This is a genomic window from Vibrio sp. nBUS_14, from assembly GCF_051201655.1.
In the GTDB taxonomy this organism is placed as follows: Bacteria; Pseudomonadota; Gammaproteobacteria; order Enterobacterales; family Vibrionaceae; genus Vibrio.
Genome location: NZ_CP179207.1, coordinates 1,353,729 through 1,378,237 on the forward strand (window position 1 = coordinate 1,353,729; position 24,509 = coordinate 1,378,237).

The following is a 24,509-nucleotide window of genomic DNA, read 5'->3' on the forward strand; positions in this document are numbered from 1 at the left end:
CGAGTTTCAATCAAGCTCGTACGTCCTTAGGATAAGTACGAGCAACTAAATGAAGCCAAAGCCGATTTATCTTTCGCTTTGGCTTCTCATTTGCCTTCATTTCAACAACAATACCGAACTCTAACTGAACAGCCATAGAGTTTGATCTTCATGTCAGCAAACCTTGCTCAATACACACCACTGCAACTAAAAAACGACAATACGAATGTAGACTTACCTCTACCGACTCGTTTTACGTTTCCGTATTACTATACTCCGCACCCAACATGTGAGTTAGCAATGCAGCAGCTTCAACAGTCATTACTCGACTGTGGTGTGAACAAAACATCACAAGGCAACCTCTATGCCGTACTTCTTGTTCAGAATTCAACAACTCAAGAGCTAGGGTACCTTTCTGCATTTTCAGGTTTGCGGTTAGATTCTTCACTCGCCTCTCAGGTAGCAAACGTCGACTTTGTTCCTTCTGCTTTTGATGGACAACAGTTTCAGGTCCAAAATACGCAAAGCTTAATCAAGCAAGCAGCCTTGGTTGATGACATTACGAACCTAGAACAAACTCATAACCTAGATGAATTGACATCAAGCCTAAATGAACTCAAAAACGATGCGAGTAAAGCCGTTGAAGCATTTCAGATCGCAATGGCTGCCAACAAGGCTGAACGTACGCTTCTAAGAGAAAAAGCCAATCAAGAGAACGCGTTGGGGAATCTTGATTCAGCCGCTGACCTGCTTAAACAGTTAGGCAACCAAAGCAGCCAAGAGAAGCGCGACCTAAAAGCGCTCCGTGTCGAGTGGAAACAAAAGATCGCAGAACGACAGTCGCAAGTTGATGCCATCGAAAATGAACTCAAGAGCCGCAAGCAAGAATACCAAGCGATCTCAACCGAATTGGAAGCGCAACGTTTGTCTCATTATCGCTTTATCAACCAAGATCTTGAATCAAAGAGCCTGTTTGAATTGTTAGATGGCAAAGAAGCACTTGATGGCTCTGGCGACTGTTGCCTACCTAAATTACTTAATTGTGCTTTTGAACACGGGTTTAAGCCATTAGCTTTATCTGAGTTTTGGTGGGGATTGCCTCCAATAGCTGTCATCCGCCAGCACGGAAACCTTTATCCAGTTTGCCAAAGCAAAAGCTTCGAGATCCTCGACCACCAGCTGAGTGGCATCGAATTAGAAGATAACCCGCTTATAGTGAACCCTGCGGTTGGTAAATCCTTTGATATTGTCTATGAAGATGATGAGATAGTGGTAGTGAATAAACCCGAGGAGTTCTTGTCGGTTCCTGGTAAATTTATCGAAGACTCTGTTTATACGCGAATTAAAGCGCGCTACCCCGATGCAACAGGCCCTTTGATTATCCATAGGTTAGATATGTCGACGTCTGGATTGTTGATTTTGGCACTAACCGCAGAGTCCAATAAACATATCCAGAAGCAATTCATCGATAGAACCGTAGAGAAGCGCTACACCGCCCTGCTTGATGGTGAAATACACGGTGGTTCTGGCGATATTAGCTTGCCCTTGCGCGGCGACATAACAGACAGGCCAAGACAATTGGTTTGCGATGAACATGGACGTAACGCAGAAACTCATTGGGAAGCGGTCGGCAATAACAATGGCAAAACCAAGGTTCACTTATACCCTAAGACAGGCCGCACCCATCAGCTACGCGTACATTGCGCTCACCCGTCAGGCCTTGGTGTACCAATCCGCGGTGATGACCTTTATGGCTACAAACGTGAACGTCTGCATCTTCATGCAGGCTACCTTAAACTCATTCACCCAACAACAGGCAAGTGGATCGAGTTTGAAGTGCCGTCAGAGTTTTAGGTTACCCTTATCGCTCAATAGTTTTGTCTCGCTAAAACAATTCAGGGTTCTACATCTGCTTAAGATATAGAACCCTGAATTTAATCTTATGGTGTATTTATCACAGATCGATAGAGTACTTTTAGTTATTGTTTTTGATACAGCCTACGCTTAGCCCATCACATCTGTACGTTGCTCGACGCATTCGAAAGAGCCCATTTCAAACTCACGACAGATCCAAGGTCGGTTATCGTAGATCGTACACATCAGTGTTTCTCTATCAACGGCTGAACACCAGCCGTCGTCTAATCTCAGCATGGTCTCGCCGCCCCATTCGTCATAAGCAATATGCTCTTCAGGAACGCCGGTATCTGTGATGATCATAACCTCTAAACGACAACAGCATGCCTGACAATTGGCACATGTTACTTCGGGTTCGGTTACGTTCTTTATCTCTATGGTCATAAGTGACTAAACTGCTAAATTTTGCGTATAGTAATCGAAACCACTCGCTACGGCTAATAAAGAAAGCGAGAGGCACCATTTTCATACAGGCAAAAATAACAATGGACGTTGTGATTTGCTCACAACGCCCATTAAGTTTTCTCGTTTTAGCGAAATAACGACCCTATTTAAAATAGGCTCGCGAAGAACAATTTAATGTAGTCCATCAGACGTTTGAAGATGCCACCTTGCTCAACAGCCTCTAGCGCAATCAATGGTTGAGTTTGAACATCTTCGCCATCGACAGTGTAATGAACAACACCTAGAGTTTGGCCTTCTGCAATCGGCGCCTTTAACTCAGAATCCAGTTCAATCGATGCTGTTAGCTTTTTACTGTCTGACTTAGGCAGAGTGGTAAACGTGTCTTCTGCAACACCCAGCTTCAATGTATCTTTGGCACCAAACCATACCTTCTCTTCAGCCACTTGGTCGCCGCCTTGATGTGGGTTCAGTGTATCGAAGAAGCGAAAGCCATAGCTTAATAGCTGTTTACTGTCTGACTCACGGCTCTTAACGCTCGATGCGCCCATAACGACCGCGATAAGTCTCATTTCACCCTGTGTTGCCGAACTCGCCAAACTGTAGCCTGCGCCAGAGGTATAGCCCGTTTTCATGCCATCAACCGTCAAACTTCTATCACGCAGTAAGCCATTACGGTTGTGTTGTGTGATGCCGTTGTAACTGAACGAACGTTCGCTGTATAAGCCATAAACATCCGGTAAGTCACGAATAATCGCACGACCTAATAATGCAATATCGTAAGGAGTCGAATAAAGATCGTCAGCGTCTAAACCATGCGCGTTCGCAAAATGAGTGTTTTCTAGTTTCAGAGACGTAGCCCAAGAGTTCATCAAATCAACAAAGGCGTCTTGCGAACCTGCTACGTGTTCCGCAATCGCTACACTCGCATCGTTACCTGATTGAATAATCAAACCGCGGTAAAGATCCATCATCGCTACATCGGTGTTCACTTCAATGAACATCTTCGATGAGTCTGGGAATTTTTTCGCCCACGCGTTCTCACTGATTCGTACCTGATCGTCAGCAGAGATGTTGCCTCGCTTCATCTCTTGCCCAGCCACATAGCTGGTCATCAGTTTGGTCAAACTCGCTGGGTTTAACTTAGTGTGTGCGTTTTTTTCTACCAGCACATCACCAGAATTAAAATCAATTAACACATACCCTTTTGCGCCTAGGCTAGGTGGGCTTGGTACTATAGAAGGTGCTGCGATAGCTGCATTACTTACCATCGCTGCGTTACTTACAATGAATATACTTAATAGAGGGAGAGAGTATTTGGAAAACAGTTTCATTGAATCAAACCTAAGTTAACGTTTTGAGCAGTATAGACAAATGCTAGCAAAAGAAGCGCGAACTTTACGTTGCTTTACGTATTTGTACCATTCGTTACAAATAAAAAAGTATAATCTGCGATCTGACCATATTTTCAACAACTAATATTGACTCAACGAATGCATTCAACGCCCAATTCTATCGCTCAGAAATGTGTCTAAATAACATTTCAACAAAGCCAGTAATGCGCTGTTTACTCTCGCTTGGCTCTAAATCAGGTTGAATGCCAGACTGTGCTAATGCTTGCCATTGTACGACCTGAGAGTTAGGTACGAAAAAAGCAATGTACAGCGATCCTTTCTCGGCGATCTTTCCGTCACCATCATAAAATGGCACCCCCGTTGAAAGTTGAACCGCATCAAAAATCGAATTATCATTGAGCTCTGATTCTTCAGCTAGGCCGAAGCCAACCACCACATCGCTGATACCGCTTCCCTGCTCTGAGCTATATCCTCTCGCAGACAGCTGATCTTCAATCGCATTACGCACCATATCGGTCCCTGCAGTTTCATCGTATTTTTGCGAAAGGTATACCTGTTCCGATCGCGGGTGCAACGAGTATGTCTTCACCCCATCTTTCATAAACTCGAAGTCACCACTGGTCACCACACCATAGTCATGTACTGTTGGCTGCTCTTATGTTGTACCAGCGGTCAGTCCAACTGCCATTAACACCAATAGAGCGGCTTTTTTTATGCTTTTTATTGCACAAATGGAACGTTTTATCATTCGTGGCGTCCTTTCCTATATAAGAATAACTATCAATGCAACCTCCAACATAATTAGGGCGTGTTGATCTTTCGTGAGTGTTTTTTGAACAGCATGGTAAAGAGTTATAATTTGCTTCGCCAAAAGTAAAACCATAACCAATACCATGCCAAGAACAATGCTAACTGATATTCGCTGGGAACTGCTACTCCAAGTTATGAAAAGTACAGGTCGTATTTACGATAAAACTGAACATCGAATGACATTTGAAGGAATACTTTATCGAATGAGAACAGGTATTCCTTGGCGAGATCTACCCTCTGAGTTCGGAGAGTGGAGTACCGTTTACAGACGATTTAATCTTTGGTCAAAGAAAGGGATTTTAGATAATCTTTTCAAAAGCTTATCTAGCATGGCTGACTTTGAATGGGTATTTCTTGATGGCTCTATAGTTAGAGCGCATCAGCATAGTACAGGTGCAGCTACTGAAAGTTCAGAGCAAATAGGAAAAAGTCGCGGGGGCAACTCAACCAAAATTCACTTAGCTGTAGATAGTGGTGGCCTGCCGATTTGCTTTGATTTATCAGAGGGACAACGCCACGATATAGTGCATGCCGAAAGCTTAGTTGAGCAACTCGATGAAGTTAATACCATCGTTTGTGATAAAGGATATGACAGCGAACTTTTCGGTACTTTTGTTAAGGAACGTGGCGGAGAAACAGTAATTGCTAAACGCAATTACGGACAAGATATAGACAAAGACAGTATGGATTGGTGTCTATACAAGTATCGTCACTTGGTCGAAAATGCCTTTGGGAGAATTAAGCATTATCGAGCTATTTCAAGTAGATATGACAAGCTAGAAAGGAATTATGCCAGCATGTTATCACTGGCATTCATGTTAATGTGGCTACCGATGTATTGTTGAACACGGAATGTACAGCAAAGATCAACACGCCCTAGTAATTATGTTAATAGAAATATCATTAAACGTTTGCGTAATCGCTAACCTTCACTCCTGCCAGTTTTGGGGGTTTAATCATAAAAACAGAGTTGGTATAGTTTAACCAGTTAAACAAAACCAGACCATTCGGGGCACGGAGCTTCCTCAGTCATCTCATGAAGAGAAGAATTGGTACCGACAAAGTATCGGCAAATTTAAGAGGGTCACACAATGGAATTCAATATGGTTGAAATTTTAGGTTACGCTGCGTCTATTATGGTCGCAATTTCATTAACAATGAAAGATATCGTTCGTCTGCGTCTCCTTAACTTTATTGGCTGTGCTCTCTTCACAGCATACGGCATCATGATTGATGCGTGGCCAGTTGCAGCCACCAACGGCTTTATCGCTTGTGTAAACATCTACTTCCTTGCAAAAATGCAAAAGGAAAAAAAAGCGGAAGCGATGAAAGCAGCGAAAGCGTAAATTAGCGACTCGCGTTTCAAATAATTCTGAAAAAGCCCAAATAGAGCGAGCTATTTGGGCTTTTTTATATCTGTTGTTCCTATAAACACATACTACCTTCGACTTTTCAGCTTTCGGATATAACCGCTGAAAAGCACAGTAAAACCATGAATAAAAAACGCCGAACTGGATTGAGTTCGGCGTTTGAATCTACGTTAAGTGGTTTGTTTAAGGAGGTGGAACTAGAAAGCTCTCACCTCTATCAACAAATCAATACTATGAACACACTTTGGTCCAGCTACCATCACTACCCGGTTCAGAACTTGTCCACTAGTTTGCTTGGTAAATACTGCCGTTGTGAACCACTTGGTCACCTGTGTTTGCATGGCTTGGGTTACCCGCCCAATCTTTCTGAGGTAAGTCTGGGTAAACCGCTAAACCAGCTGTATCACATGTACCAGGGTTTGTGCCACCATCGCCAGGGTTACCGCCACCTGAACTGATATCACCTAATGGTAGGTCTGGTTGCTCAAAGCTAAATGCATAATCGACACAATTCACGCTTACTGCATAGTTAGCAGGGCCTGAGATTGGCAAGTAATACACCATATCTAGCTCATACACACCACCAGCTGGAAGCTCTTCCCATGTAGGCAAAGTAAACGCCACTCGGTGCATGGTTCCATCTAATCCACCGATGTTATCCGCACGAGTATGACCCGAAGCAATCACAGTTAAACCACCGCCCGATTGATCTTTCGCGTTATCAGGTGCTGACACTGGGATATCGAACTGGAACTCGGTACCGCCCGGAAGTGCTTGACCAGTGTTGTTTGTAAACGTGATCTTAGGATTAATTGGGTAGTTTTGGTCACCGACTTTGAAGCCACCAACTGAAACCGTAATATCCAACGCTTCTGTCGGGATAGCGCCAGTCGCCACTTTGTTTCCATACGGAGTCGCAGACTTAAACTTATCGTAGATAGCTTTCGTCATTGTATTACCCATATGAAACTCACCGTTACCACTATTACACGCTTGTTCGGTCGTATCGATAGACGTTCGGTTGCCGTTCGCATCGAGTACATAACAGTTATAATCCCCTGCGAGTTCCCAGAACATGATGCCGCCGATCTCTTTGTCGATAACATAGTCTGCTTTCACATCAATAGACTGTTTATCTTCCGTTGAAAGGAATACGCCCTTCTCTGCATTCCACAACCAAGGAGCAACCGCCACGCTGTCATAGTTACGCATGTAAGTGCCTGTTAAAACATCAGATGGATCGTTCACAGGATCAAGCTTGTAAGCCTCAGCATATGAGCCCCAAATACCTTTCTCTAGGTTCTTAGCGTGCCACATTGGGTTAGAACCCGCGCCCATTTCGTTGCCCTTCGGATCGGTATCGTGCCACATGTTATCGATACCAATTGCACCATGACCACAATTGTTCTTCTCTCCTTCACCCGTACCTGCTGAACATTCAGCTTGGTTTGGAAGTGCAGCTCGGCCCCAAAGACCATTTTCGCCACCGGTCACGCCTTGCCAACCACGAGTGTAATAAGGCACACCGATGTTAATACGACCTGCTGGCATAGAACCACGGAAGTAATGGTAAGCCCAATCCGTGTTCAGATAACCGATGCCACCGTAAGCCGCAGTGCCGTAAACGTTCCACTGCGCTAACTCTGAATCTTTACCTGTGTCAAACAATGCAGCGTTATGACCAACGTGATCGTTCCACGCACCGTGAAGGTCATAAGACATGATGTTTACGTAATCGAGATATTTGGTTACGTCGAATGTTTCCATACCGCGCAGCAGGTAACCAGAAGAAGGAGCCGCGATAGTTAACATGTAGTGATTGCCATCTTGCGCAGACGCCGCATCAAGCTTCTCACGCAACACTTTCATCAACACTTGGTACGAAGCCCACAAGTATTGACGACGTGGTTCCATAAAGTCTTTATCATATGGATTACCTGCGCCCGCCATTGAAGTTGGGTATTCATAATCGATATCTAGACCATCGAACTGGTATTTGCGAAGCATTTCAACCGCTGAAGTTGCGAAAGTTTCGATGCCTTGATGGTTGATAGAGCCATCAGCATTTGTCGTCATAGTGTAGAAACCACCATCAGCCACTCGGCTGCCGTCTGTCGCGAAATGACCACCGGTTTCAGCCCAACCACCAATAGAGATTAGCGTTTTAACACCGTATTTTTTCTTCGCTGTCGCTAACGCACCAAAGTGACCTTTGAAGCCTAATGTAGGATCAACTTCAACGCCCGGCCATTCTTTACCCACCGCTGCGTTTTCAGGATCGCTTACATCACCCACATTTACTTTGCCATCTGAGCCGATGCTTACGAAAGCGTAGTTAATGTGTGTAAGTTGCTCCCAAGGGCACGAATGTACTTTGTTAATTTGATGTAAACAAAACCGAAGCTCTGTAATCTTTGTCCCATACCGCTTTATTCATCTTCCTGGGTACTGACAAGTTCCCTTCGGATTTTCTAAACAAGTTCTGAACAAAACGTCTGCAACAAGCCATATTTAGTGCTGAATCTCCAGCATAAATACATTGTTCATCTTCTTTGAAAATAACGTCCAACGCCCAGTGCTGCTGGTTCTCGATGTGCCAGTGTTTTCTGGTCGCTTGTAAGGCTAACTCTAACGACAAGTGATCTGTGCAAATATAATACGATGTTTCATAACTTCCTTTCCCTTTGACACTTCTATCTCTCACCACTGCAACAACACTTTTAACGACAGACCACTTTTCTCTGAGTGCTTCACTGAAGGCTGCTGGGAGAACGTAAACCTCACGAACCTCTTTTCTGCCATGCCCTTTATCTTCGGTGATGTATGACTCTTGTTTATCTTCAGGCAAAGACCAATAGTCTTGGAATTGTGCATCCACTTCTGCAAGCAAACTGGGCTGATTCAGTTTGACTTGCACTAAGAAATCGCCACCTTTATCAACCACTTTATTCAGAGTTTCAACCTGACAATGCAGGGCATCAGCCGTTAATAGACATCCTTTTATATCTAAAGTATCTAACAGGTTTCTTATCGCTGTTAGCTCCGTCCCTTTGCCTTTACAGGGTTGATGTGTGAGGGTCAAACCTTCATCAACATCGAATGCCGAGACCATATAAAGGGGGTTATCTTGTTTGTTTGCTTTAGCACCTTTTAGTACCTTCCCGTCAACACTGATGATAGGTTGAGCATGCCTCTCTCTATGCAAATTAACCCAGCCCACCATAGCTTCTAAGAGTGTTTCAGGAACAATAGTCCTCATAATTGCTGCAATATTATGACGAGTAGGAAGGCCATTTTCGTAGGGGAAATACTCACGTAACCAGTCGATATTTCCTTCACCAAAATCCTTGATATCCGTCCACTTGTTTTGACCACAAAGCATGGCTGTTATGACAACAAAAGCGACTTCTATAACAGGGTAGACTTGGTTGATGTGCGAACGGGTATCTTTCACTTTTTTTAGCTGTTCAATGATAATCATGCGAGTTTCTCATATTTTTTATTTCATGATCTGATCGTGACTATCAGGAAAAGTTCCAATTGAAAATAAAGTTATTTATTTTCAATAACTAAAGTTCGATCCCGCCCTTCGACACTTATAGCGTTGCTAACTAACACAAAGGGCGCCGTTACTGGTGCCCTTTTCCATCGTTATACAGGTCCAGGCTGGTTAATTCGCCCCCTCTAGATATGAAGTTATGACGTATAAACACTTGCCTGATTGAGGTAACCACACCGCGACAAATTTTCATAAGACACTAAATTACCACTTAGTTCAGTGATTTATACAAGCGTTCCAACTTATCTAAAAAGCCATGTAGTTTTTCGTTCATCTCATCATAGTCATGACTCAGTAATACTTCAGGGTTCTCAACAAAACGAAAGTCCTCTGCCTTGCTAAGATCAGTATTTTCGATGAGCAGCGCTACGACTTCTTTAGTCAATTCCATATGACACTGTGTCAGTGTCTTTTCTAATTTAGAAGAATACGGATAACGTCAGGTATTGCAGCGAGTCTTATTTGCTGCGGTCACTTCTCATTTGTGACATCCTTTTTTTGAGTTCTTTCTTTAAGTTATTCAGAGCATAAGGTTTTAGTGTTTTCCATTTCTGACATTCATCACGAGTTCTGGCACAACCTACACACCAACCTTTAGGATTGGAGAAGTCACACAGATCGACACAAGGACTCTTTTGTTTTTTCATTGCTCCCACCTCAAATTTGTGCGGTTCAGGTAACCTTAGTGGCATATGAAATAGCCCCTACGAAACTCATCTCCATAGAGGCTAGACTTAGCTTAATTACAGAACACGCTTCATCTCTGCGTAAGCACCTTTCGTTCTGAGAATAACCATAACAACGTTGTCATTTCGGTTGCGAAAAAACCAACCATGGTTTCCTGCAAAAGCCGCTACCAACTCCCCTTCATCATTGGGCACTCCACGACCTTTTTCATAGCTAATAGATTTTCCATTACCATCGCCATGAGTGTCGTAGTTGACGGGGGCACCTTTCGAGGTCCATTCAAATTGGGCAACTTGACCTTTTTCCATGACCAATTTCACTTCCGCACCTTGACCAGGTTTCAGTGAAAGCATAATTTTGTCTTTCCAAACTGGCTCCACTGCAACAGCAACTTGAAGTTTTGTAGAAGCCATCTCAAGTTGTTGAGGTACTACTTCAGGTTCCACTTTAACAGGCATGCTTTGAACCGTTTTAGTGCCAGCAACGACTGCACTATTAACTTGGTCTTCTTCTGCTTCTTGGGCGAGTTGAGCCTTAATTTCACCCATTTCGGTTAATCCCAGTGCTCTGCCCATTCCTGTTGGGTCAATAGCGTACTCAGCAGGCAGAATGACTGTGATGAGCAGAACAATAGCGGTTGCTAGAGCAATAAAGGTTGAGCGAACAAGCTGCTTGATTGTCGGTAGCTCAGCACGATTTGGCATATCTGTGTTGTACATGATTGATTCCTTTTCTATTTACTGAGCGACAACGTAGCCCGTTAATTGATAACCGATAAGCATGAAACCCAAGCTCATTATAACGACATTGACTGAGTAGGCTTGACGATAAAAACTGGTATGCCGCCTCCAAAAGCCCATCACAATCAAAATGGTGCCTAGAGCAATCAATTGCCCTATTTCCACACCTATGTTGAACGCTAGTAAATTAGGAATTAATCCATCAGGAGAAATATCATATTCGATGATCTTAGACGACAACCCAAAGCCATGGCAGAACCCGAACAACAAGGTTGCGAGTTTTGTATTGGGTTGTACGCCAAACCAACTCTGAAACGCGCCTAAGTTATCCATTGCCTTGTAGACCACAGACAACCCGATGATGGCATCGATAATGTAACTGTTAATGCCGATATTGAAGTACACACCAAGCAGCATGGTAGACGAATGTCCGAGCGCAAAAAGGCTCACATACAACGCGATGTGTTTCATTTTGTAGAGAAAGAAAATCACGCCAAATAGAAACAAGATATGATCATATCCTGTTACCATGTGCTTCGCACCTAGATAAATAAACGCAATGATATTGGTGCCTGTGATTTCTTGGATATAACCTTTGTCACCCTGTGCCACGGCATGAGCAAAAACGTCAGTGCTCATCCCCATGAGTAACGCGAGAATGAGATAAAGCATCCCCTTACGAAGCGACGTCGCCATAATGATAGGCAACGTACTTACTTCGCGTAAAGAGAGTAAGTTCATAGTAACTCCATTATTTGTTGAATCTTCTTTAGCCGCTGATTGCGGCAGTTATCAAGTAAACACAACGCTCTTGGAGGACGTTCTATTTGGAAGGGTTTATGGATAGGCGTTCCGCTGACCTGCCTGCCATAGGTTGACACCATCACTCTGATAAAGACGGAATGACTCAGCGCTTTTAATATCGCACTGTCATACGTGTGATTATGATTACTCGCATCATGGTGAAAAGAATACTCATCATCGACATCATGAGAATGACTGGAGGAATGGGAGTGTGTATGGTCACTATCGAAAGTCGATATCGCCGACAAGCTATGAGAACGAAATTCACCTATCGCAGACGTCGTCGTACCTAATGCGACGATAAGTAGCATCAGCAAACTAATAGATTGTGTGAGTGCTTTAGAAACCATACACCATCGCCGACATTGAGATAGTTAATTGAGAATAAAAAAACTTGAAGTGTTATATTATAACAAGACCAAGAGTTCAACCGTCATTTGTTAAGTTATGTAAGCTGTATACCAAACTCTTTCACAATAATTGCTACGATGAAAAAGCACACGATTGAAAGCTTGTTCAACACTTGTGATTTAACGTTGGCTACGCAACATTTTATCCTTATTTGTTAGAAGTTTGCTCACCTAGTACTCCGACTTTCCCTTTTCGAGTCATGTGGAAAACAGTTTGTGTACGCACGATTAACATGACTTTTGCCATTGTCATCTATGACCACACAAACTTTAAAGTCATCCTCGACTCCCAAATGAACGAAGCCATTGCATTTATTCTACCTCATCGAAAAATTTCGACCTCAGAACTCCCTCTATTTATAACAACGGTTGATGACGTAGAGGAGGCAACAAACTTAAATTTTTTCAATACTATACCTGATCCTATCGAAGAGGTTATGGAAGAGCAGTACTGGGGAATATGGTAAAGCTAGAGCCTCATATGTTTTGAAAACATTGACCAAACAATATCTGTGACTGTATATTTATACAGTTATGGTTAGTTTGGATTTTGATAATGAATATCCTCCCTTTATCTCCAACCAGTATGTCTTGTTCACTCACATCCTGGGAGTCACCTGCAGCAGAATACGTTGAGCTCGGTGTATCGCTCGACTCAATTTTAGTGAATAACCCAAATGCAACTTACCTGGCTTATGCGAATGGTGACTCAATGGAGAATGTTGGGATCTACAGTGGGGATCTATTAGTTATTGATAGAAAACCACAGGCTCAACACCTTGATACTGTCATCGTTTCTTTAAATGGTGCATTCATGTGTAAAATTATTGACGTTCGTCAGCGCTTATTACTCTCCGCGAACTCAAACTGTGCTCCAATTCCGATTCATCCAGAAGACGCGTTTTCCATAGAGGGGGTGGTTATTCGCTCTATAAGACTTCATAAGCCCCTTCCCGAGTTCATGTAGTGTTTGCCTTAATTGACTGTAATGCAATGTATGTTGCTTGTGAGCAGGTCTTTCGTCCTGATTTACGTCAACAACCTTGCATCGTTTTATCCAACAATGACGGTGCGGTTGTGGCGGCAAATCGTTTGGCCAAAGATGCTGGTATCAAGAAGTTTGAACCTTACTTCAAACAGAAAGGTTTAATAGAACAACAGTCGATTCACGTGTTTTCCTCGAACTATGCTTTGTATGCGGACTTGTCGGCTAAGATGATGGCCACAATCACAGCTTTTGCACCAAACAGTCACATCTATTCTATCGATGAGTGCTTCCTCGACATGCGCCACTGTGACCATGTAGAAACCGATTTACGGGCTTTTGGCCAAAGAGTTAGGCAAACTGTCTGGAAAGAGTGTCGATTACCGGTATGTTTTGGTGCTGGCCATACTTTGACGTTAGCCAAAATGGCGAACCGAAGTGCCAAAGTGGATAAAAGATTACAAGGAGTCTGTATTATCGATTCTGAGCAGAAGAGGCAGCATTACTTGGCCATGCAGCCGGTGTCAGGAGTTTGGGGGATTGGCAGAAAGTTGACTAAAAGGTTGCAATGGATGGGGATACATTCGGCACTCGATTTGGCTAACTTGCCCCCAGAGCAAGCCAGACGCTCGTTTAATGTAGAAGTAGAAAGGACGTTACGAGAGCTCAACGGAGAGCCATGCAAGGTTTGGGATGAGTGCCGCGCTGATAAACAGCAAATCTTTAGCACTCGAAGCGTGGGACAGCGGATCACAACACTTGAAGAGTTAAAACAAGCATTAGCGTTCCACGTCGCGACAGTGGGCAAGAAAGCCCGCAACCAGAAAAGTGCGTGCTCGATGCTCATGGTGTTTGCTAACACGTCTCCTTATGATGCTGTACCTCAAAGCTTCAAGGAAACTTTTAAGTTTGAATATCCGACAAATGACACGACCAGGTTAACGGCGGCAGTATCGTCAATAGCTGAGCGGTTATATCGAGATGGTGTGCAATATTACAAAATCGGTGTAGGGGCCATTGGTTTGGTGTCGGATAAGCAAAGACAAATAGACTTGTTCTCTTCACCTGAGAGTCCCGCTTTAATGAAAACGCTTGATGCGCTCAATATCAAGTTCGGACGTGATGCGGTTTTTATAGCAGCCCAAGGTACAACGCAAAATTGGCAAATGAGTCGAAACTTTTTATCACCTCAATATACGACAAGGCTCAAAGATCTGCCTCAGATAATGTGTTGAGCTACCCATACCTGATTTGCGTATAGTAAGGGCAACTAACAATGTGTTACCACACCTATCATCAATTCTAAATATCTGCGGTGCTAAAACGTCTTTGGACATCTATTTGTCAGCGCTTTTGCTAAATTAGCAAACTACGAATAATCACAGGTATGGTAAATTATGTTTTCAGCAGTGAGCCTGAAGCAAGGATCGCACTGATAGGAAGCTAGGGTAAAGTGCAGAACAAGAGGATTTACGTTAAACTCGGTTTACTCACCAATCAATGCTAATCTTGCCAGTGCCTAATCTAACAAATATGAATGACCATCTATCTCCTATCAATAAGAACCAAATCCAAAAGCTTATCCGAGAAGAATTAGCGCCGACGTGGTTTGATAGTAAATCAGCGACACCTGATATGTCTTGGGTAACACCAACGGTACTTAATGTATTATTGTTCGAGTTAATAACGCACACACGCGGTAACCAATCAAAGGCGGCAAGAATTTTGGGTGTCAATAGAGGTAACTTCAGTAAAAAATTAAACCAGATTATAAGCCGAGAATTTGATAGTCATGAGGCACAGTAAGTATCACGCCTATTGGTACTCTGCGGATGGTGCAGAGCTTGCGACAACTCCTAATTTTCTCTCTATAGACTGTGGCCCACACTTACTGTTTCTCAATGATCGAATGAAATTATTCAAAAAATACGTTTAGTGAGGGTTACTTCGCCATTTTCTTCTGAGTAACTCAAATCGAACGGAGCCCTCTTAAATACATATATGCATTTATTTCCTAATCCAGCTCCTACAGGAGCTGGATCATCGTAGTCTTCAGCAGTGAACCCAGAATCTGGCAATAAATTTTCTAAAATTACTTTACAGCCTTGTAATGATTTAATGATTCTAGGATAACCAAATTTATTATAGTGGAGATTATAGATAGTGTATCCCCAGTCACCCTCACGATTTTTAGAAATGTCTGGATTTGGTTCGCCGTCAACTAACCACTTAGCATGAAATAGCGAGACGGCTGATTGAAATGCCCCTTTAAGGTTTGAATATGTTGCACTTCTGGCATCGTCTTGCACATTCATGAATCGAGGTGCTAGGCTTATCGCTAAAACCCCCATGAGGACAGTTACAATAACCAATTCAAACAGCGTAAAGCCACCCATACGTTTCATTATTGACCTTTCATAACGCTAAAAGCGATGTCTACCAATGTACAACCTGTAACATACCAAAAAGTTAGAGGAACGAGAACAAGAGTATATGTATTGCCTTAATACTTAATCCAAAATTGTTAAGCGTCATGGTTCTTCTCCGCTTACAAATCTCTTGGGATAAGACTGATCAGGATTACCCTTAGCAAGGAAAGGACATTTTCGAACTAGAAAGTGCCACGAGTAAAAAATCAACCTGAAAAGTTTTTGGACAGAACTTTGTTAGAGTATTCACGTAAATTAGAAAAATGCGGATAACTTTTAGTATCAGAAAGTCGTTTCGTGAAATGTTCAGTCTAGCTAGGGCAGATCAAGAATAGTAGGGACAAACTAATGGGACAACTGCCAATCTAAAAACAGAGTCGATGAAGTCTTGTAGCGCCCTTAAAGGTAAGGAAAATACGCGCTTGACCATGAGAGCAATTGTGATAGCTAGGTCACTAAACAATCGTGGTCTACCACATCTATTCTATTTAGGTTATTTCCACTCAGTTATTACCTCTAAGTCAATCCAAAACGTGAGTGAACCTCGGTTGCTCAAGGAGTTATTATACTTATGCCAGTTAGTGTTTTTATTCTGTGAATATAGAAAACACGGGGTTACCCGTGGGATCTTCAGCAAGGCTTCGGCATGAAATCAAAATCAGTGAATGAATGTCCCTCATCTGATCGTTAGATTCTGATTTAGTTCATTCAAAGTACGAAACAAAACTGGATGCTTGATCCCACTTTTTATAAAATCCCTTCTAATGACAAAAGCGTCACTTAATTTGATATTTTTTGGCATGTTAGTTTTTTATGACGATCTACCGTGCATCTAATCAACTTTATACTGAGTAATGTATTTATGGTGGTTATTTAATCTAATTAAACTTAAGTTACTATTAATAAATAACTTTCAGTTATACGTGCATGTTGTTTTTATATTGACCAAGGCGCATTCATGTAATAAAAGTGTAACAAATTACTAATAAATGTTACTTTTTATGTTGGAAGCAAAAGTTATTACAGGTTCACAATCTTGGTTCTCAATTGGCCGTGAAGGATGGCTCCTAGTGTTAGGTTCAGGCTTCAATAGGTTTGGGCAGTTTATGTCGTTACCGTTTCTGGCTTTATACTTATCTTCTACTTCTGAATTGTCAAATACCTATATTGGATTGATCATTGCCTGTGGCCCTCTTGCTGGCGTAATTTCTGGTTTTTATGGCGGTACTTTGTCCGACCATTTACCAAGAAAACTCGTACTCACGTTGTCAGCGTCACTTGTAACATTTGCCTATGCGTTGTTTTTCTATCTAGATTCCCCCATCTACCTCGCTTTAACAAACTTAGTATTTGGTATGGCGACGGCTGTATTTGAACCTGTTCTTATGGCGGCATGTAGAGATGAGGGAGAGAAAAAAAAGATTCAAAGAGCAATGATTCTTCGTTATACCTCAATCAATGTTTCTGCGGCTATTGCACCTCTTGTTGGTGGATATTTTGCTTCCAGTGACAATCCAAGTATGGTGTTTTTAATCGCAGGTATCATTAGTTTCGGTTTACTTTTTGCCGTCTTGCTTCTTGACATTGCCCCTCACAAATCACTCCACCAAAACGCTCCGAGTATTGTCGAAACCTTAAAGGTTGTCCTTGCCGATAAGAAGTTCACCTTTTATGTCGTGGCATTTACATTGGTGTTGTTTTCATATGCCTTCACGAGCTCTGTATTATCCTTACAACTTCTCGAGCAATTCGGCTCTTCTGAAAGTGCCAAAGGTTTACTGGAAATGTGGAAGGGTTACTGGGGCAACAACCTAAGTGGAGCTCAATTATTCACGTTGTTATTAGTAGTAAACGCTGTCAGCGTTCTTCTTTTTCAAGCCCCAATGACCTACCTACTGCGAAATGAAACGACACTTAACAAGTTGTTGAAAAGCGGTCTTTTGATGTCTGTTGGTTACGCGGCACTTATCGTACCGACAGACAGTTATCATCTATTCGTTTTTGCAATCGTCATCATATGTGCCGGTGAATCCGTTATGTTCCCTATGACAACAATTTTAACTGATGATACTGCCCCTGAGTCCAAACGAGGTAGTTACTACGGAGCCGCTGGCTTTAAGAAATTAGGCTTCGTACTCGCCCCACCTATAGGTGGATGGTTACTAGACCAATACTCTCCATCAATTCTTTGGGCAAGTGCTTGTTTTTCATCCTTGTTGGCATTAGCGATCTGTTTGTATGCCAGCAAGTTTCCAAAACCACAAAAATAACAGAAAAGGTATAAAACATTGGACACTACAACGTTAAGTATTGAGCAACACCCTAATATCTATCAGTCTCAGTTTCTGTTGAGAGATCATTATTTAAGCTTGCTGCAAACACCGGAGCATTGTTACAACGCAATGGATACGGTTGCAGATATTCAATGGCGTTACGATCTTGAAGATCAATGGATGACTACACTTGAAACTCAAATCCAAAAAGAAATTCCTTTACCTTCACAACCGAGTGAGTTTATTGAATGGCAAGCAAACCTTCAGCGTCAACATGAAGAAGCAACCAAACATTTCTATGATTTTTTGGCGGAGGATGCAACCGATGAAGAGATTGCTCAATACATCTTGCATGAGCGCTTTGTCGATGGTGTTTTCGATGATCTCTTAGCACTAGCTCAGTTGGGCGTCCAAGGTAAGCCTAAAATGGCAATCGCACATAACTATTGGGATGAGATGGGTGAAGGTAACGCAGCGTTAGTACATACGACCCTATTTGATAAAACAGTCGCATGGGCCAAAGAAGTACTGCAGGACGATGATTTGAAAGATAACGTCGAAATCCTTCAAAACAGCAACTCATTTTTCTGTATGGGCTTTCGTCGTCGTTATGCGCCACGCATCATCGGTGCTCTGTCGTTTATCGAAACGATCGCTCCTGTCCACTTCGAAAAGGTGGTAGCGGGTTGTAAGCGACTATCTGTACCGAGTGAAGTCATCTTCTATCAAGAAGCTCACATTGAGTATGATGCGGCTCACGCTCAAGAGTGGGTAGATGATGCAATTATCCCTTTGATTAATACAAGTGAAATTCTATTCAAAGAAATCTGTATTGGCGTAGCAATCCGTTATTTGATGGCGACCCAGTACGCGCACGGCTTGTACAAAGCAATTAAACAAGAACAGTAAACTCGACAAGTGGCAACAGTCATATTGCCACTTACTCATCAGAGCCCATTGACATGTCACATAAAAAAGAACTAAATCAACTACTTAAATATTCAAGTATTTCTTTGGACTTATCCAAAACGCCTTTTACGTTGCTATTCGTTTATCCAGGTATTGGAGTTGGAAAAGTATTTGAAGATCTAGCAGGGTGTACTAAACAGCTTTGCCTACTGGCAACCACACAAAAACGAGCACAAACACTTGGAATCCAGATCGCTGCGTTGTCATCGATCGATGAAATGACAGAATCATTGGACTCGGTCTACTTCCCGGTTGGCACAATTTCTCCAGACCTTATACCCGAAGACTTGCTTGTAACCAAAGGGGAACAGCACTTCTTTACACGTACTGCGTATCTAGTACACCCAGATGGACAAGTAGAGCGCTGGATAGACCCTGATGGTGCACTAATGGTTGATGATGGATTTAAAAAGGTCGAACAATCATATCTACATTTTGTTCATACCGTAACCCAAGACAGTATGGATGCACAGAACCTTAATCAGTGTAATGTTGTTGCCTTACCAACAGGTGCTGATTCCCTGAGTGTTCTGTCCTTTGATATGGCCAATAACTATATCTTAAAAAGAATGTCAGCCGTGGGTACCGATATTGAAACAGATTATATGTTTCAGTCGATTGAAAATAACAATTCGATTTTTCCTGTCATGTACGCACAAAGAGTTTTCGGTTCAGAACGTTGGATCGTGATGGAAAAGCTATCCGAATTACCGAAACGCAACGCTGGTGAACTCATAGAGCGATTAGCCAGCTTCTACCAAGCAAATCGGACAGATACCAATATCGAACTCGATTACCATCTTCACCATCGCTTCTTTCAAATACTGAACTCTGAAGGTTTTGCAAATACATTGAAGTCACTTTCGATCTCCGAGGGGCATGTCCTTGAGAAGACAGTATTAGTGAGTAACCGAAAAACGTTAACTATTGAAAATATGCTCAACGTCCTCAGTGATGCGTTACCAACATTCCAGAGCCCAATAGTGAGTCGTATACATGGTGATGTTCACTGGCCAAATGTCCTTTGCAATAAAGAAGGCGAAATCAAACTTATTGATCCAAGGCTTAACTGGGACGGATGCTTTACGATTGATGGGTACTTCGACCCAACGTATGACCTAGCAACTCTCCTCCACAGTTCAGTTTTAGAGAAATTACACCATACGGAAATTTCAAAAAATATCGATGGAACTCTTGTCGCCAGTACTTATTTGGTTGATATCATCGAAGAGTTGGAATCGGACCTATTAAATTCAACAAGCATTTTGTTACCGACACTCATTGACGACTTAACGTTTGTTCAGAAACTACGAGTGTTTTGTGCCAATGCAACCTTTGGATGGCTCAAATACAATCAAGTTGTCTCATCCAATGAAAAATGGAGCTTCTACTTTGGGCTCACGCTGTATTGGCTAGACAGAGCATTTAAAAAATAGAGGGCTTTATGAAAGAAACTGTACTGATTTTTAGTCGCAATGGGTATTCATCTCTTTTGGACGAAAACAAAGAGCTTTTTTGTGAGCTGCGCGACAAGGAGATCATCTTTGCCTTGTCTGTCCGTACGACGTCGATACCACCACCAAACGCATATAAAGAATTGTATATCATCGAAATGGTCGATAATGATGAAGTTATCGAGCAGTGGTTAGAGGAATTGAGCCTAAAGCATAGTATTAGTGCTGTGATCGCTATGGATGAACAATGTATCTACCCTGCCGCGTTGGCGCGAGCTCACTTCAAATTACAGGGTCTGCAGCCGGACGCTGCCGAGATGGTGCGGAATAAAAACACAATGAAAGAGTGGGCTCGTAAAAGCTCTGTTCGATGCCCGGATTACCTAACTTCCGAGAACCCTGAATGGATTCGAGATTTCTTCAGTAAATATACAAGTGTTGTTTGCAAACCTCTTGATGGTATGGGTTCTAAGGAAACCGCTATCATCAGTTCAATGGAAGACCTCGACAAAATCATAAATCAGTTGGTCAGCGAGAAGCGCCTGAACAAGTTCATCTTTGAAGAGTTCATACCGGCAGACATCTATCACCTAGATGGTTTGTATTCCAACAATGAGCTCGTGTTCTCGAGCCTGGGTAGTTATGTCGAGCCACCAGTATACTTTGCGGACAGTATTGGCCAAACTACACATCTTATTCATAAAGGGGAGATTTTCGATAAAGCTAACGTCGCTTTATGCGACATAATGAAGGCTTTCGAACTAGAAAGTGGGGTTTTCCACTTTGAGTTTTTTTACTACCAAGACACCGTTGTTTTCTGCGAAATTGGTTTGAGACCTGCGGGGGGCGGTATTGTTGAAGCCATAAAATATCAACTTGGCATAGATCTCAATCGTGAAATGGCTCGAATCAGCTTAGGACTGACTCCCTCTCAACCAACGAGTACGTTTGAGTATGCAAAAGTAGTTTCTTTGTTTGCGCATGACAAAGGTGAGATTGTATCGATATCATCTATTGATGATTTTGACCCGAGTGTTTATCCATTTGTGAAAATTAATCGTTGTCTCGGTGAGAAAAACAATCCACCGAGACACAACACTGACTTTGTAGCGACTTTTGCCATGGTTGATAATGAACCGAACAATCTCGAAATTAAGGCTGCACAAATCTACGATTTATTCGATTGTCAGATAGCCAGTGATTGCGGAATTGAAAATAAAGAGCTGAACCTTTCAGAGCATTAACTCTCCTAAAATTCCTGATTTATATGTATTTTGGAGGTCATTGACTGACCTCTACTTTTATGGTGCGCCGAGCATGGCGTTGATCTAGGAGGTGAAAGTCCTCTACGGGCTCAGTCGAGCGAGAACCGTTAGCCTATGCAAGGGTGTTCACCGTGAGGTGAAATCTGAAGGAAGCAAATGGCAAAACTTGGTTGTGACGAACAGAAATCTGATAGTAGGCCATTACAACTTGGGCAACCTAGCCATAGATAGAATAGTCCAATGCCTCGACGGGAAGTGTGTAGTGGTAAATCAGGCACAGCCAAGGGAAAGAACAACGCCTTACCTCGGGAGATCTTATTGTTTGTCTCAATAGAGACTAATACAGCAGTGATGTTGTGTGATGGACAATAAGAAGTCAGCAGAAGGCATAGTACTTTGAGAATGTACAACTCAAAGGAAGGCCTGAACTGAATATATCAAGAAGCAGTCACTAGACACTCAATCATGTGGAGTCATAGCAAGATGAAACTCATCTCTACGTCCCAAAGGGCAATACCGCAAGTAAAGCTCATGGATACGAAGAATGACAAGCATGGTCGGCGTAGACAGGAGGGCGAGTCTTGGTGACCTCAACTTCGTTGATGGAGCAAATTTGCTCTTCAACCAATTTGAATCAAGCTCTTAGACGCGTGAAGAAGAACAAAGGGTGTGCAGGAGTCGACAAGCTCGACATCAACGCCACTATCTCAAGACTTCGACAGGCATCAAACGGGCAAGAGCTTCGCCAGATTCTTCTGGATGGAAGCTATCAACCTCAATCTGTTCTTGGTGTAGAAATCCCCAAAGCTAGTGGTGGCGTAAGGCAATTAGGTATCCCAACAGTCCTTGATAGGGTAGTCCAACAGGCAATCACATCAGTGCTGTCATGTATCTATGAGCCGAAGTTCTCCGACAATAGTTACGGGTTTAGACCCAACCGCAGTGCGCACCATGCATTGGCGGCCGCCAGTCGCTACATCCGAGAGGGTCGAGGTTATGTAGTAGATATAGACCTAGCAAAATACTTCGATACAGTGAATCACGATAGGCTAATGCACAGGCTGTCACAAGATATTGCTGATAAACGCGTGTTAAAGCTAATTAGGTCATACCTACAGGTAGGCATAATGCGACATGGACTAGTTGAGCAGAGACAACGAGGCACACCCCAGGGTGGGCCATTATCTCCGCTACTATCAAATATTGTATTAGATGAACTGGATAAAGAGTTAGAGCGTAGAGGGCATAAGTTCTGTCGATATGCAGATGACTGCCAAATCTACGTGCGTAGTGAGGAAGCCGCTCATCGAGTCAAAGAGTCGATAACGGAGTTCTTGGAGCAGAAACTAAAGCTGACGGTAAACCGTAAGAAAAGTGCAGCAACGAGAGTGACAAAGCGAACTTACCTAAGCCATCGCTTCCAGATAGACGGAACAATCGGGATATCGAAGACGGCACAAGCTCAAATGAAGAAGCGAGTACGTCAGATAACGAAGCGAAATCGAGGACGAGAGTTACAGGTGATAATCACGGAGTTAACTCAATATCTAAGAGGATGGCAACACTACTTCAAGCTTACTGTTCGTAAAAGTGCAATGCAGCGCTTAGATGAATGGATACGGCGTAGGCTAAGGTGCTACCGACTAAAGCAGCGCAAACGCAGACACAGCATAGCGACATGGTTACAGCGACAAGGTGTAACGGAGCGTAATGCGTGGAAGCTAGCGATGTCAGATAAGGGTTGGTGGCATCTAGCTTTAACGCCACAGGTTAATCACGCCATGCCAATAAAATGGTTCGAGGGGTTGGGGCTGTACTCATTAAGAGATGGGTACGAGTCACTGAAAGTATATTCGGAACCGCCGTATGCGACCCACGCTTGTACGGTGGTGTGAGAGGACGGAGGCTGCGAGGCCTCCTCCTACTCGATTTTTGGTTTATGCCATATAAGGACGCAATCACTTGTTGCCATCATTATTCTGAGAATTCTAGCTGTGACGGTCGCCTCTACTCTTTGATATGGAATAGAGTCGAAATTGAGTGCCCATTCCACTTTTCCTGAGCTGTATGACCCTTTGCCGTTGTAGAGCAGTATTTCCATACTTTCTCCTCCTACCAATTAAAGATGGTAGGTATGGTATCTCATACTTGGTGCATTAGATAAATTTGATCAAAAAGAATTCGTGGAATTGTTCAAAATGCCAACTCTAGCAAGATTTGGGGTAGCTCTGAGTTAGTCACGATGGCTAGCTCGTGTGATCACCAAGCGATTCTGTCGTACCGTAATTATCAACCGATAAATGTCTAATGGCCTAGCCAATAGTGGTTGGCTGCGGAGAGACCACAATAAGAGACCTTCTATATGTGTTTGTCGGAAGCAATGTTTAATGACCGAAATGACAAAGCGAAGCAGATAACTTTGTTGTTCGAAAAGCATTGGCTACTCACGCAGCCAACAGGATGTAATTACCTATATTGATAGGCGGAAGTTAAGAGTGCGCTTTAACGTACTTTTTAACCTTTTTCATAGCCATTTGACGCTTAATTGGTGAAAGATAGTCAATAAACAAGTTACCCGCCAAATGATCTATTTCGTGCTGCATTACGATAGCTAGAAACTCATCACTTTCGATGGTCATTGGTTTACCTTCGCGATCTAAAGCAGACACAACAACTGAAGTAAAACGCTCTACGTCGGCATAATAGTCAGGAACTGATAAACAACCTTCTTGACCCAATGTTTTATCCGAGCCGCTAACCACTTCAGGGTTAACCAAAACTAATGGTTCATCTCGACTTTCGGAAAGGTCAATAATAACAACGGCCTCTTTACGACCAACTTGAGTTGAAGCCAAACCAATACCATTGTCAGTCGCATATAACGTTTCCAACATGTCGTCTATTAATGTTTGTACCGTGGAGAGATCTTGCACCTTTTCCGCTTTGACCTTAAGCCTTGGATCTGGTGCAGTCAGAATTTCTAAAACTGCCATATTTTCCTTCTATTCTTGGAAGCTCATAACGCTTTCTATACGTCGACTGTCCGTATTTTATGGGCCAATAATGCCTTCTTTCTTTTTAACCTTCAACAACACCAACAGATA

21 protein-coding genes and 4 pseudogenes are annotated in these 24,509 nt (G+C 42.7%); 13 read left to right on the forward strand and 12 right to left on the reverse strand.

Annotated features, from left to right (window positions below; translation table 11 throughout):
• Window positions 1-150 precede the first annotated feature (150 nt).
• The gene (locus ACMAZD_RS23810) at window positions 151-1,833 is read left to right on the forward strand and encodes a pseudouridine synthase (RefSeq protein WP_435249742.1); all 1,683 of its coding nucleotides are present in this window, start codon (window positions 151-153) and stop codon (window positions 1,831-1,833) included.
• A 150-nt stretch (window positions 1,834-1,983) separates the two neighbouring features.
• Here the strand turns inward: ACMAZD_RS23810 and ACMAZD_RS23815 are convergent, their stop codons facing one another.
• The 3 genes and pseudogenes from ACMAZD_RS23815 to ACMAZD_RS23825 form a co-directional block, all read right to left on the reverse strand.
• Window positions 1,984-2,277 (reverse strand): YkgJ family cysteine cluster protein, encoded by a 294-nt coding sequence (locus ACMAZD_RS23815; RefSeq protein WP_435249743.1) that lies wholly within the window; start codon window positions 2,275-2,277, stop codon window positions 1,984-1,986.
• A gap of 167 nt (window positions 2,278-2,444) precedes the next feature.
• On the reverse strand, window positions 2,445-3,629 hold the full coding sequence (locus ACMAZD_RS23820; protein WP_435249744.1) for a serine hydrolase: 1,185 nt from the start codon (window positions 3,627-3,629) through the stop codon (window positions 2,445-2,447).
• A gap of 178 nt (window positions 3,630-3,807) precedes the next feature.
• A pseudogene (locus ACMAZD_RS23825) lies at window positions 3,808-4,398 on the reverse strand (DUF4136 domain-containing protein).
• Between the two features lie 145 nt (window positions 4,399-4,543).
• On the opposite strand from ACMAZD_RS23825, the gene ACMAZD_RS23830 reads away from it, so the two are divergent.
• Both ACMAZD_RS23830 and ACMAZD_RS23835 read left to right on the forward strand, forming a co-directional pair.
• Entirely contained in the window at window positions 4,544-5,305 is a 762-nt protein-coding gene (locus ACMAZD_RS23830) for an IS5 family transposase (RefSeq protein WP_435249060.1), read from the forward strand.
• 246 nt (window positions 5,306-5,551) lie between these two features.
• A complete protein-coding gene (locus tag ACMAZD_RS23835) occupies window positions 5,552-5,806 on the forward strand; it encodes a YgjV family protein (RefSeq protein WP_435249745.1) in 255 nt (84 codons plus the stop codon).
• A gap of 309 nt (window positions 5,807-6,115) precedes the next feature.
• On the opposite strand, the pseudogene ACMAZD_RS23840 reads toward ACMAZD_RS23835, so the two are convergent.
• From ACMAZD_RS23840 to ACMAZD_RS23865, 6 genes and pseudogenes are all read right to left on the reverse strand, one after another.
• A pseudogene (locus ACMAZD_RS23840) lies at window positions 6,116-8,203 on the reverse strand (chitinase C-terminal domain-containing protein); the annotation flags it as partial.
• Window positions 8,204-8,207: 4 nt separating this feature from the next.
• Complete coding sequence (locus ACMAZD_RS23845) at window positions 8,208-9,311, reverse strand: ISAs1 family transposase (RefSeq protein WP_435247125.1); 1,104 nt, start codon at window positions 9,309-9,311, stop codon at window positions 8,208-8,210.
• Between the two features lie 289 nt (window positions 9,312-9,600).
• Window positions 9,601-9,789: pseudogene (locus ACMAZD_RS23850) on the reverse strand (glutamine amidotransferase); the annotation flags it as partial.
• Window positions 9,790-9,847: 58 nt separating this feature from the next.
• Window positions 9,848-10,036, reverse strand: a complete 189-nt coding sequence (locus ACMAZD_RS23855; protein WP_435249746.1) for a DUF1289 domain-containing protein — start codon at window positions 10,034-10,036, stop codon at window positions 9,848-9,850.
• 96 nt (window positions 10,037-10,132) lie between these two features.
• Window positions 10,133-10,795 (reverse strand): transmembrane anchor protein, encoded by a 663-nt coding sequence (locus tag ACMAZD_RS23860; protein WP_435249747.1) that lies wholly within the window; start codon window positions 10,793-10,795, stop codon window positions 10,133-10,135.
• Between the two features lie 18 nt (window positions 10,796-10,813).
• Complete coding sequence (locus ACMAZD_RS23865) at window positions 10,814-11,557, reverse strand: HupE/UreJ family protein (protein WP_435249748.1); 744 nt, start codon at window positions 11,555-11,557, stop codon at window positions 10,814-10,816.
• A gap of 203 nt (window positions 11,558-11,760) precedes the next feature.
• On the opposite strand from ACMAZD_RS23865, the gene ACMAZD_RS23870 reads away from it, so the two are divergent.
• The 5 genes from ACMAZD_RS23870 to ACMAZD_RS23890 all read left to right on the forward strand — a co-directional run bounded on the left by ACMAZD_RS23870 (window position 11,761) and on the right by ACMAZD_RS23890 (window position 14,821).
• Window positions 11,761-11,913 carry a hypothetical protein gene (locus tag ACMAZD_RS23870; protein WP_435249749.1) on the forward strand — a complete coding sequence of 51 codons (153 nt, stop codon included), beginning with the start codon at window positions 11,761-11,763 and terminating at the stop codon, window positions 11,911-11,913.
• A gap of 350 nt (window positions 11,914-12,263) precedes the next feature.
• Window positions 12,264-12,497, forward strand: coding sequence for a hypothetical protein (locus tag ACMAZD_RS23875; protein WP_435250571.1), 234 nt, complete (start codon window positions 12,264-12,266; stop codon window positions 12,495-12,497).
• Between the two features lie 89 nt (window positions 12,498-12,586).
• Window positions 12,587-12,997: a LexA family protein gene (locus ACMAZD_RS23880; RefSeq protein ID WP_435249750.1), complete on the forward strand. Its 411-nt coding sequence runs from the start codon at window positions 12,587-12,589 to the stop codon at window positions 12,995-12,997.
• The gene (locus ACMAZD_RS23885) at window positions 12,997-14,250 is read left to right on the forward strand and encodes a Y-family DNA polymerase (RefSeq protein ID WP_435249751.1); all 1,254 of its coding nucleotides are present in this window, start codon (window positions 12,997-12,999) and stop codon (window positions 14,248-14,250) included. The genes ACMAZD_RS23880 and ACMAZD_RS23885 overlap by 1 nt, the downstream gene beginning before the upstream one ends.
• A 298-nt stretch (window positions 14,251-14,548) precedes the next feature.
• Window positions 14,549-14,821 carry a helix-turn-helix domain-containing protein gene (locus ACMAZD_RS23890; RefSeq protein WP_435247449.1) on the forward strand — a complete coding sequence of 91 codons (273 nt, stop codon included), beginning with the start codon at window positions 14,549-14,551 and terminating at the stop codon, window positions 14,819-14,821.
• A 113-nt stretch (window positions 14,822-14,934) separates the two neighbouring features.
• Here the strand turns inward: ACMAZD_RS23890 and ACMAZD_RS23895 are convergent, their stop codons facing one another.
• Both ACMAZD_RS23895 and ACMAZD_RS23900 read right to left on the reverse strand, forming a co-directional pair.
• Complete coding sequence (locus ACMAZD_RS23895) at window positions 14,935-15,420, reverse strand: type II secretion system protein (RefSeq protein WP_435247822.1); 486 nt, start codon at window positions 15,418-15,420, stop codon at window positions 14,935-14,937.
• 352 nt (window positions 15,421-15,772) lie between these two features.
• A pseudogene (locus tag ACMAZD_RS23900) lies at window positions 15,773-16,072 on the reverse strand (transposase); the annotation flags it as partial.
• 373 nt (window positions 16,073-16,445) lie between these two features.
• Between ACMAZD_RS23900 and ACMAZD_RS23905 the strand changes: the two are divergent.
• The 5 genes from ACMAZD_RS23905 to ltrA all read left to right on the forward strand — a co-directional run bounded on the left by ACMAZD_RS23905 (window position 16,446) and on the right by ltrA (window position 23,300).
• Window positions 16,446-17,714: an MFS transporter gene (locus tag ACMAZD_RS23905; protein ID WP_435249752.1), complete on the forward strand. Its 1,269-nt coding sequence runs from the start codon at window positions 16,446-16,448 to the stop codon at window positions 17,712-17,714.
• 18 nt (window positions 17,715-17,732) lie between these two features.
• Window positions 17,733-18,626 carry an iron-containing redox enzyme family protein gene (locus tag ACMAZD_RS23910; protein ID WP_102281987.1) on the forward strand — a complete coding sequence of 298 codons (894 nt, stop codon included), beginning with the start codon at window positions 17,733-17,735 and terminating at the stop codon, window positions 18,624-18,626.
• 53 nt (window positions 18,627-18,679) lie between these two features.
• Window positions 18,680-20,122 (forward strand): phosphotransferase family protein, encoded by a 1,443-nt coding sequence (locus tag ACMAZD_RS23915; protein WP_435249753.1) that lies wholly within the window; start codon window positions 18,680-18,682, stop codon window positions 20,120-20,122.
• 8 nt (window positions 20,123-20,130) lie between these two features.
• On the forward strand, window positions 20,131-21,384 hold the full coding sequence (locus ACMAZD_RS23920) for an ATP-grasp domain-containing protein (RefSeq protein WP_435249754.1): 1,254 nt from the start codon (window positions 20,131-20,133) through the stop codon (window positions 21,382-21,384).
• A gap of 623 nt (window positions 21,385-22,007) precedes the next feature.
• Window positions 22,008-23,300, forward strand: coding sequence for a group II intron reverse transcriptase/maturase (gene ltrA, locus ACMAZD_RS23925; protein ID WP_435249317.1), 1,293 nt, complete (start codon window positions 22,008-22,010; stop codon window positions 23,298-23,300).
• A gap of 594 nt (window positions 23,301-23,894) precedes the next feature.
• On the opposite strand, the gene def is transcribed toward ltrA, so the two are convergent.
• Window positions 23,895-24,398, reverse strand: a complete 504-nt coding sequence (gene def, locus ACMAZD_RS23930; protein ID WP_435249755.1) for a peptide deformylase — start codon at window positions 24,396-24,398, stop codon at window positions 23,895-23,897.
• Window positions 24,399-24,509: the final 111 nt, after the last annotated feature.

Coding starts and splice junctions, on each gene's coding strand:
- ACMAZD_RS23860 (WP_435249747.1), bottom strand. CDS start 10,795: ATGTACAACACAGATATGCCAAATCGTGCTGAGCTACCGACAATCAAG.
- def (WP_435249755.1), bottom strand. CDS start 24,398: ATGGCAGTTTTAGAAATTCTGACTGCACCAGATCCAAGGCTTAAGGTC.
- ACMAZD_RS23915 (WP_435249753.1), top strand. CDS start 18,680: ATGTCACATAAAAAAGAACTAAATCAACTACTTAAATATTCAAGTATT.
- ACMAZD_RS23845 (WP_435247125.1), bottom strand. CDS start 9,311: ATGATTATCATTGAACAGCTAAAAAAAGTGAAAGATACCCGTTCGCAC.
- ACMAZD_RS23890 (WP_435247449.1), top strand. CDS start 14,549: ATGAATGACCATCTATCTCCTATCAATAAGAACCAAATCCAAAAGCTT.
- ACMAZD_RS23815 (WP_435249743.1), bottom strand. CDS start 2,277: ATGACCATAGAGATAAAGAACGTAACCGAACCCGAAGTAACATGTGCC.
- ACMAZD_RS23905 (WP_435249752.1), top strand. CDS start 16,446: ATGTTGGAAGCAAAAGTTATTACAGGTTCACAATCTTGGTTCTCAATT.
- ACMAZD_RS23880 (WP_435249750.1), top strand. CDS start 12,587: ATGAATATCCTCCCTTTATCTCCAACCAGTATGTCTTGTTCACTCACA.
- ACMAZD_RS23865 (WP_435249748.1), bottom strand. CDS start 11,557: ATGAACTTACTCTCTTTACGCGAAGTAAGTACGTTGCCTATCATTATG.
- ACMAZD_RS23820 (WP_435249744.1), bottom strand. CDS start 3,629: ATGAAACTGTTTTCCAAATACTCTCTCCCTCTATTAAGTATATTCATT.
- ltrA (WP_435249317.1), top strand. CDS start 22,008: ATGGAGCAAATTTGCTCTTCAACCAATTTGAATCAAGCTCTTAGACGC.
- ACMAZD_RS23855 (WP_435249746.1), bottom strand. CDS start 10,036: ATGAAAAAACAAAAGAGTCCTTGTGTCGATCTGTGTGACTTCTCCAAT.
- ACMAZD_RS23810 (WP_435249742.1), top strand. CDS start 151: ATGTCAGCAAACCTTGCTCAATACACACCACTGCAACTAAAAAACGAC.
- ACMAZD_RS23875 (WP_435250571.1), top strand. CDS start 12,264: ATGACTTTTGCCATTGTCATCTATGACCACACAAACTTTAAAGTCATC.
- ACMAZD_RS23895 (WP_435247822.1), bottom strand. CDS start 15,420: ATGAAACGTATGGGTGGCTTTACGCTGTTTGAATTGGTTATTGTAACT.
- ACMAZD_RS23835 (WP_435249745.1), top strand. CDS start 5,552: ATGGAATTCAATATGGTTGAAATTTTAGGTTACGCTGCGTCTATTATG.
- ACMAZD_RS23830 (WP_435249060.1), top strand. CDS start 4,544: ATGCCAAGAACAATGCTAACTGATATTCGCTGGGAACTGCTACTCCAA.
- ACMAZD_RS23920 (WP_435249754.1), top strand. CDS start 20,131: ATGAAAGAAACTGTACTGATTTTTAGTCGCAATGGGTATTCATCTCTT.
- ACMAZD_RS23870 (WP_435249749.1), top strand. CDS start 11,761: ATGATTACTCGCATCATGGTGAAAAGAATACTCATCATCGACATCATG.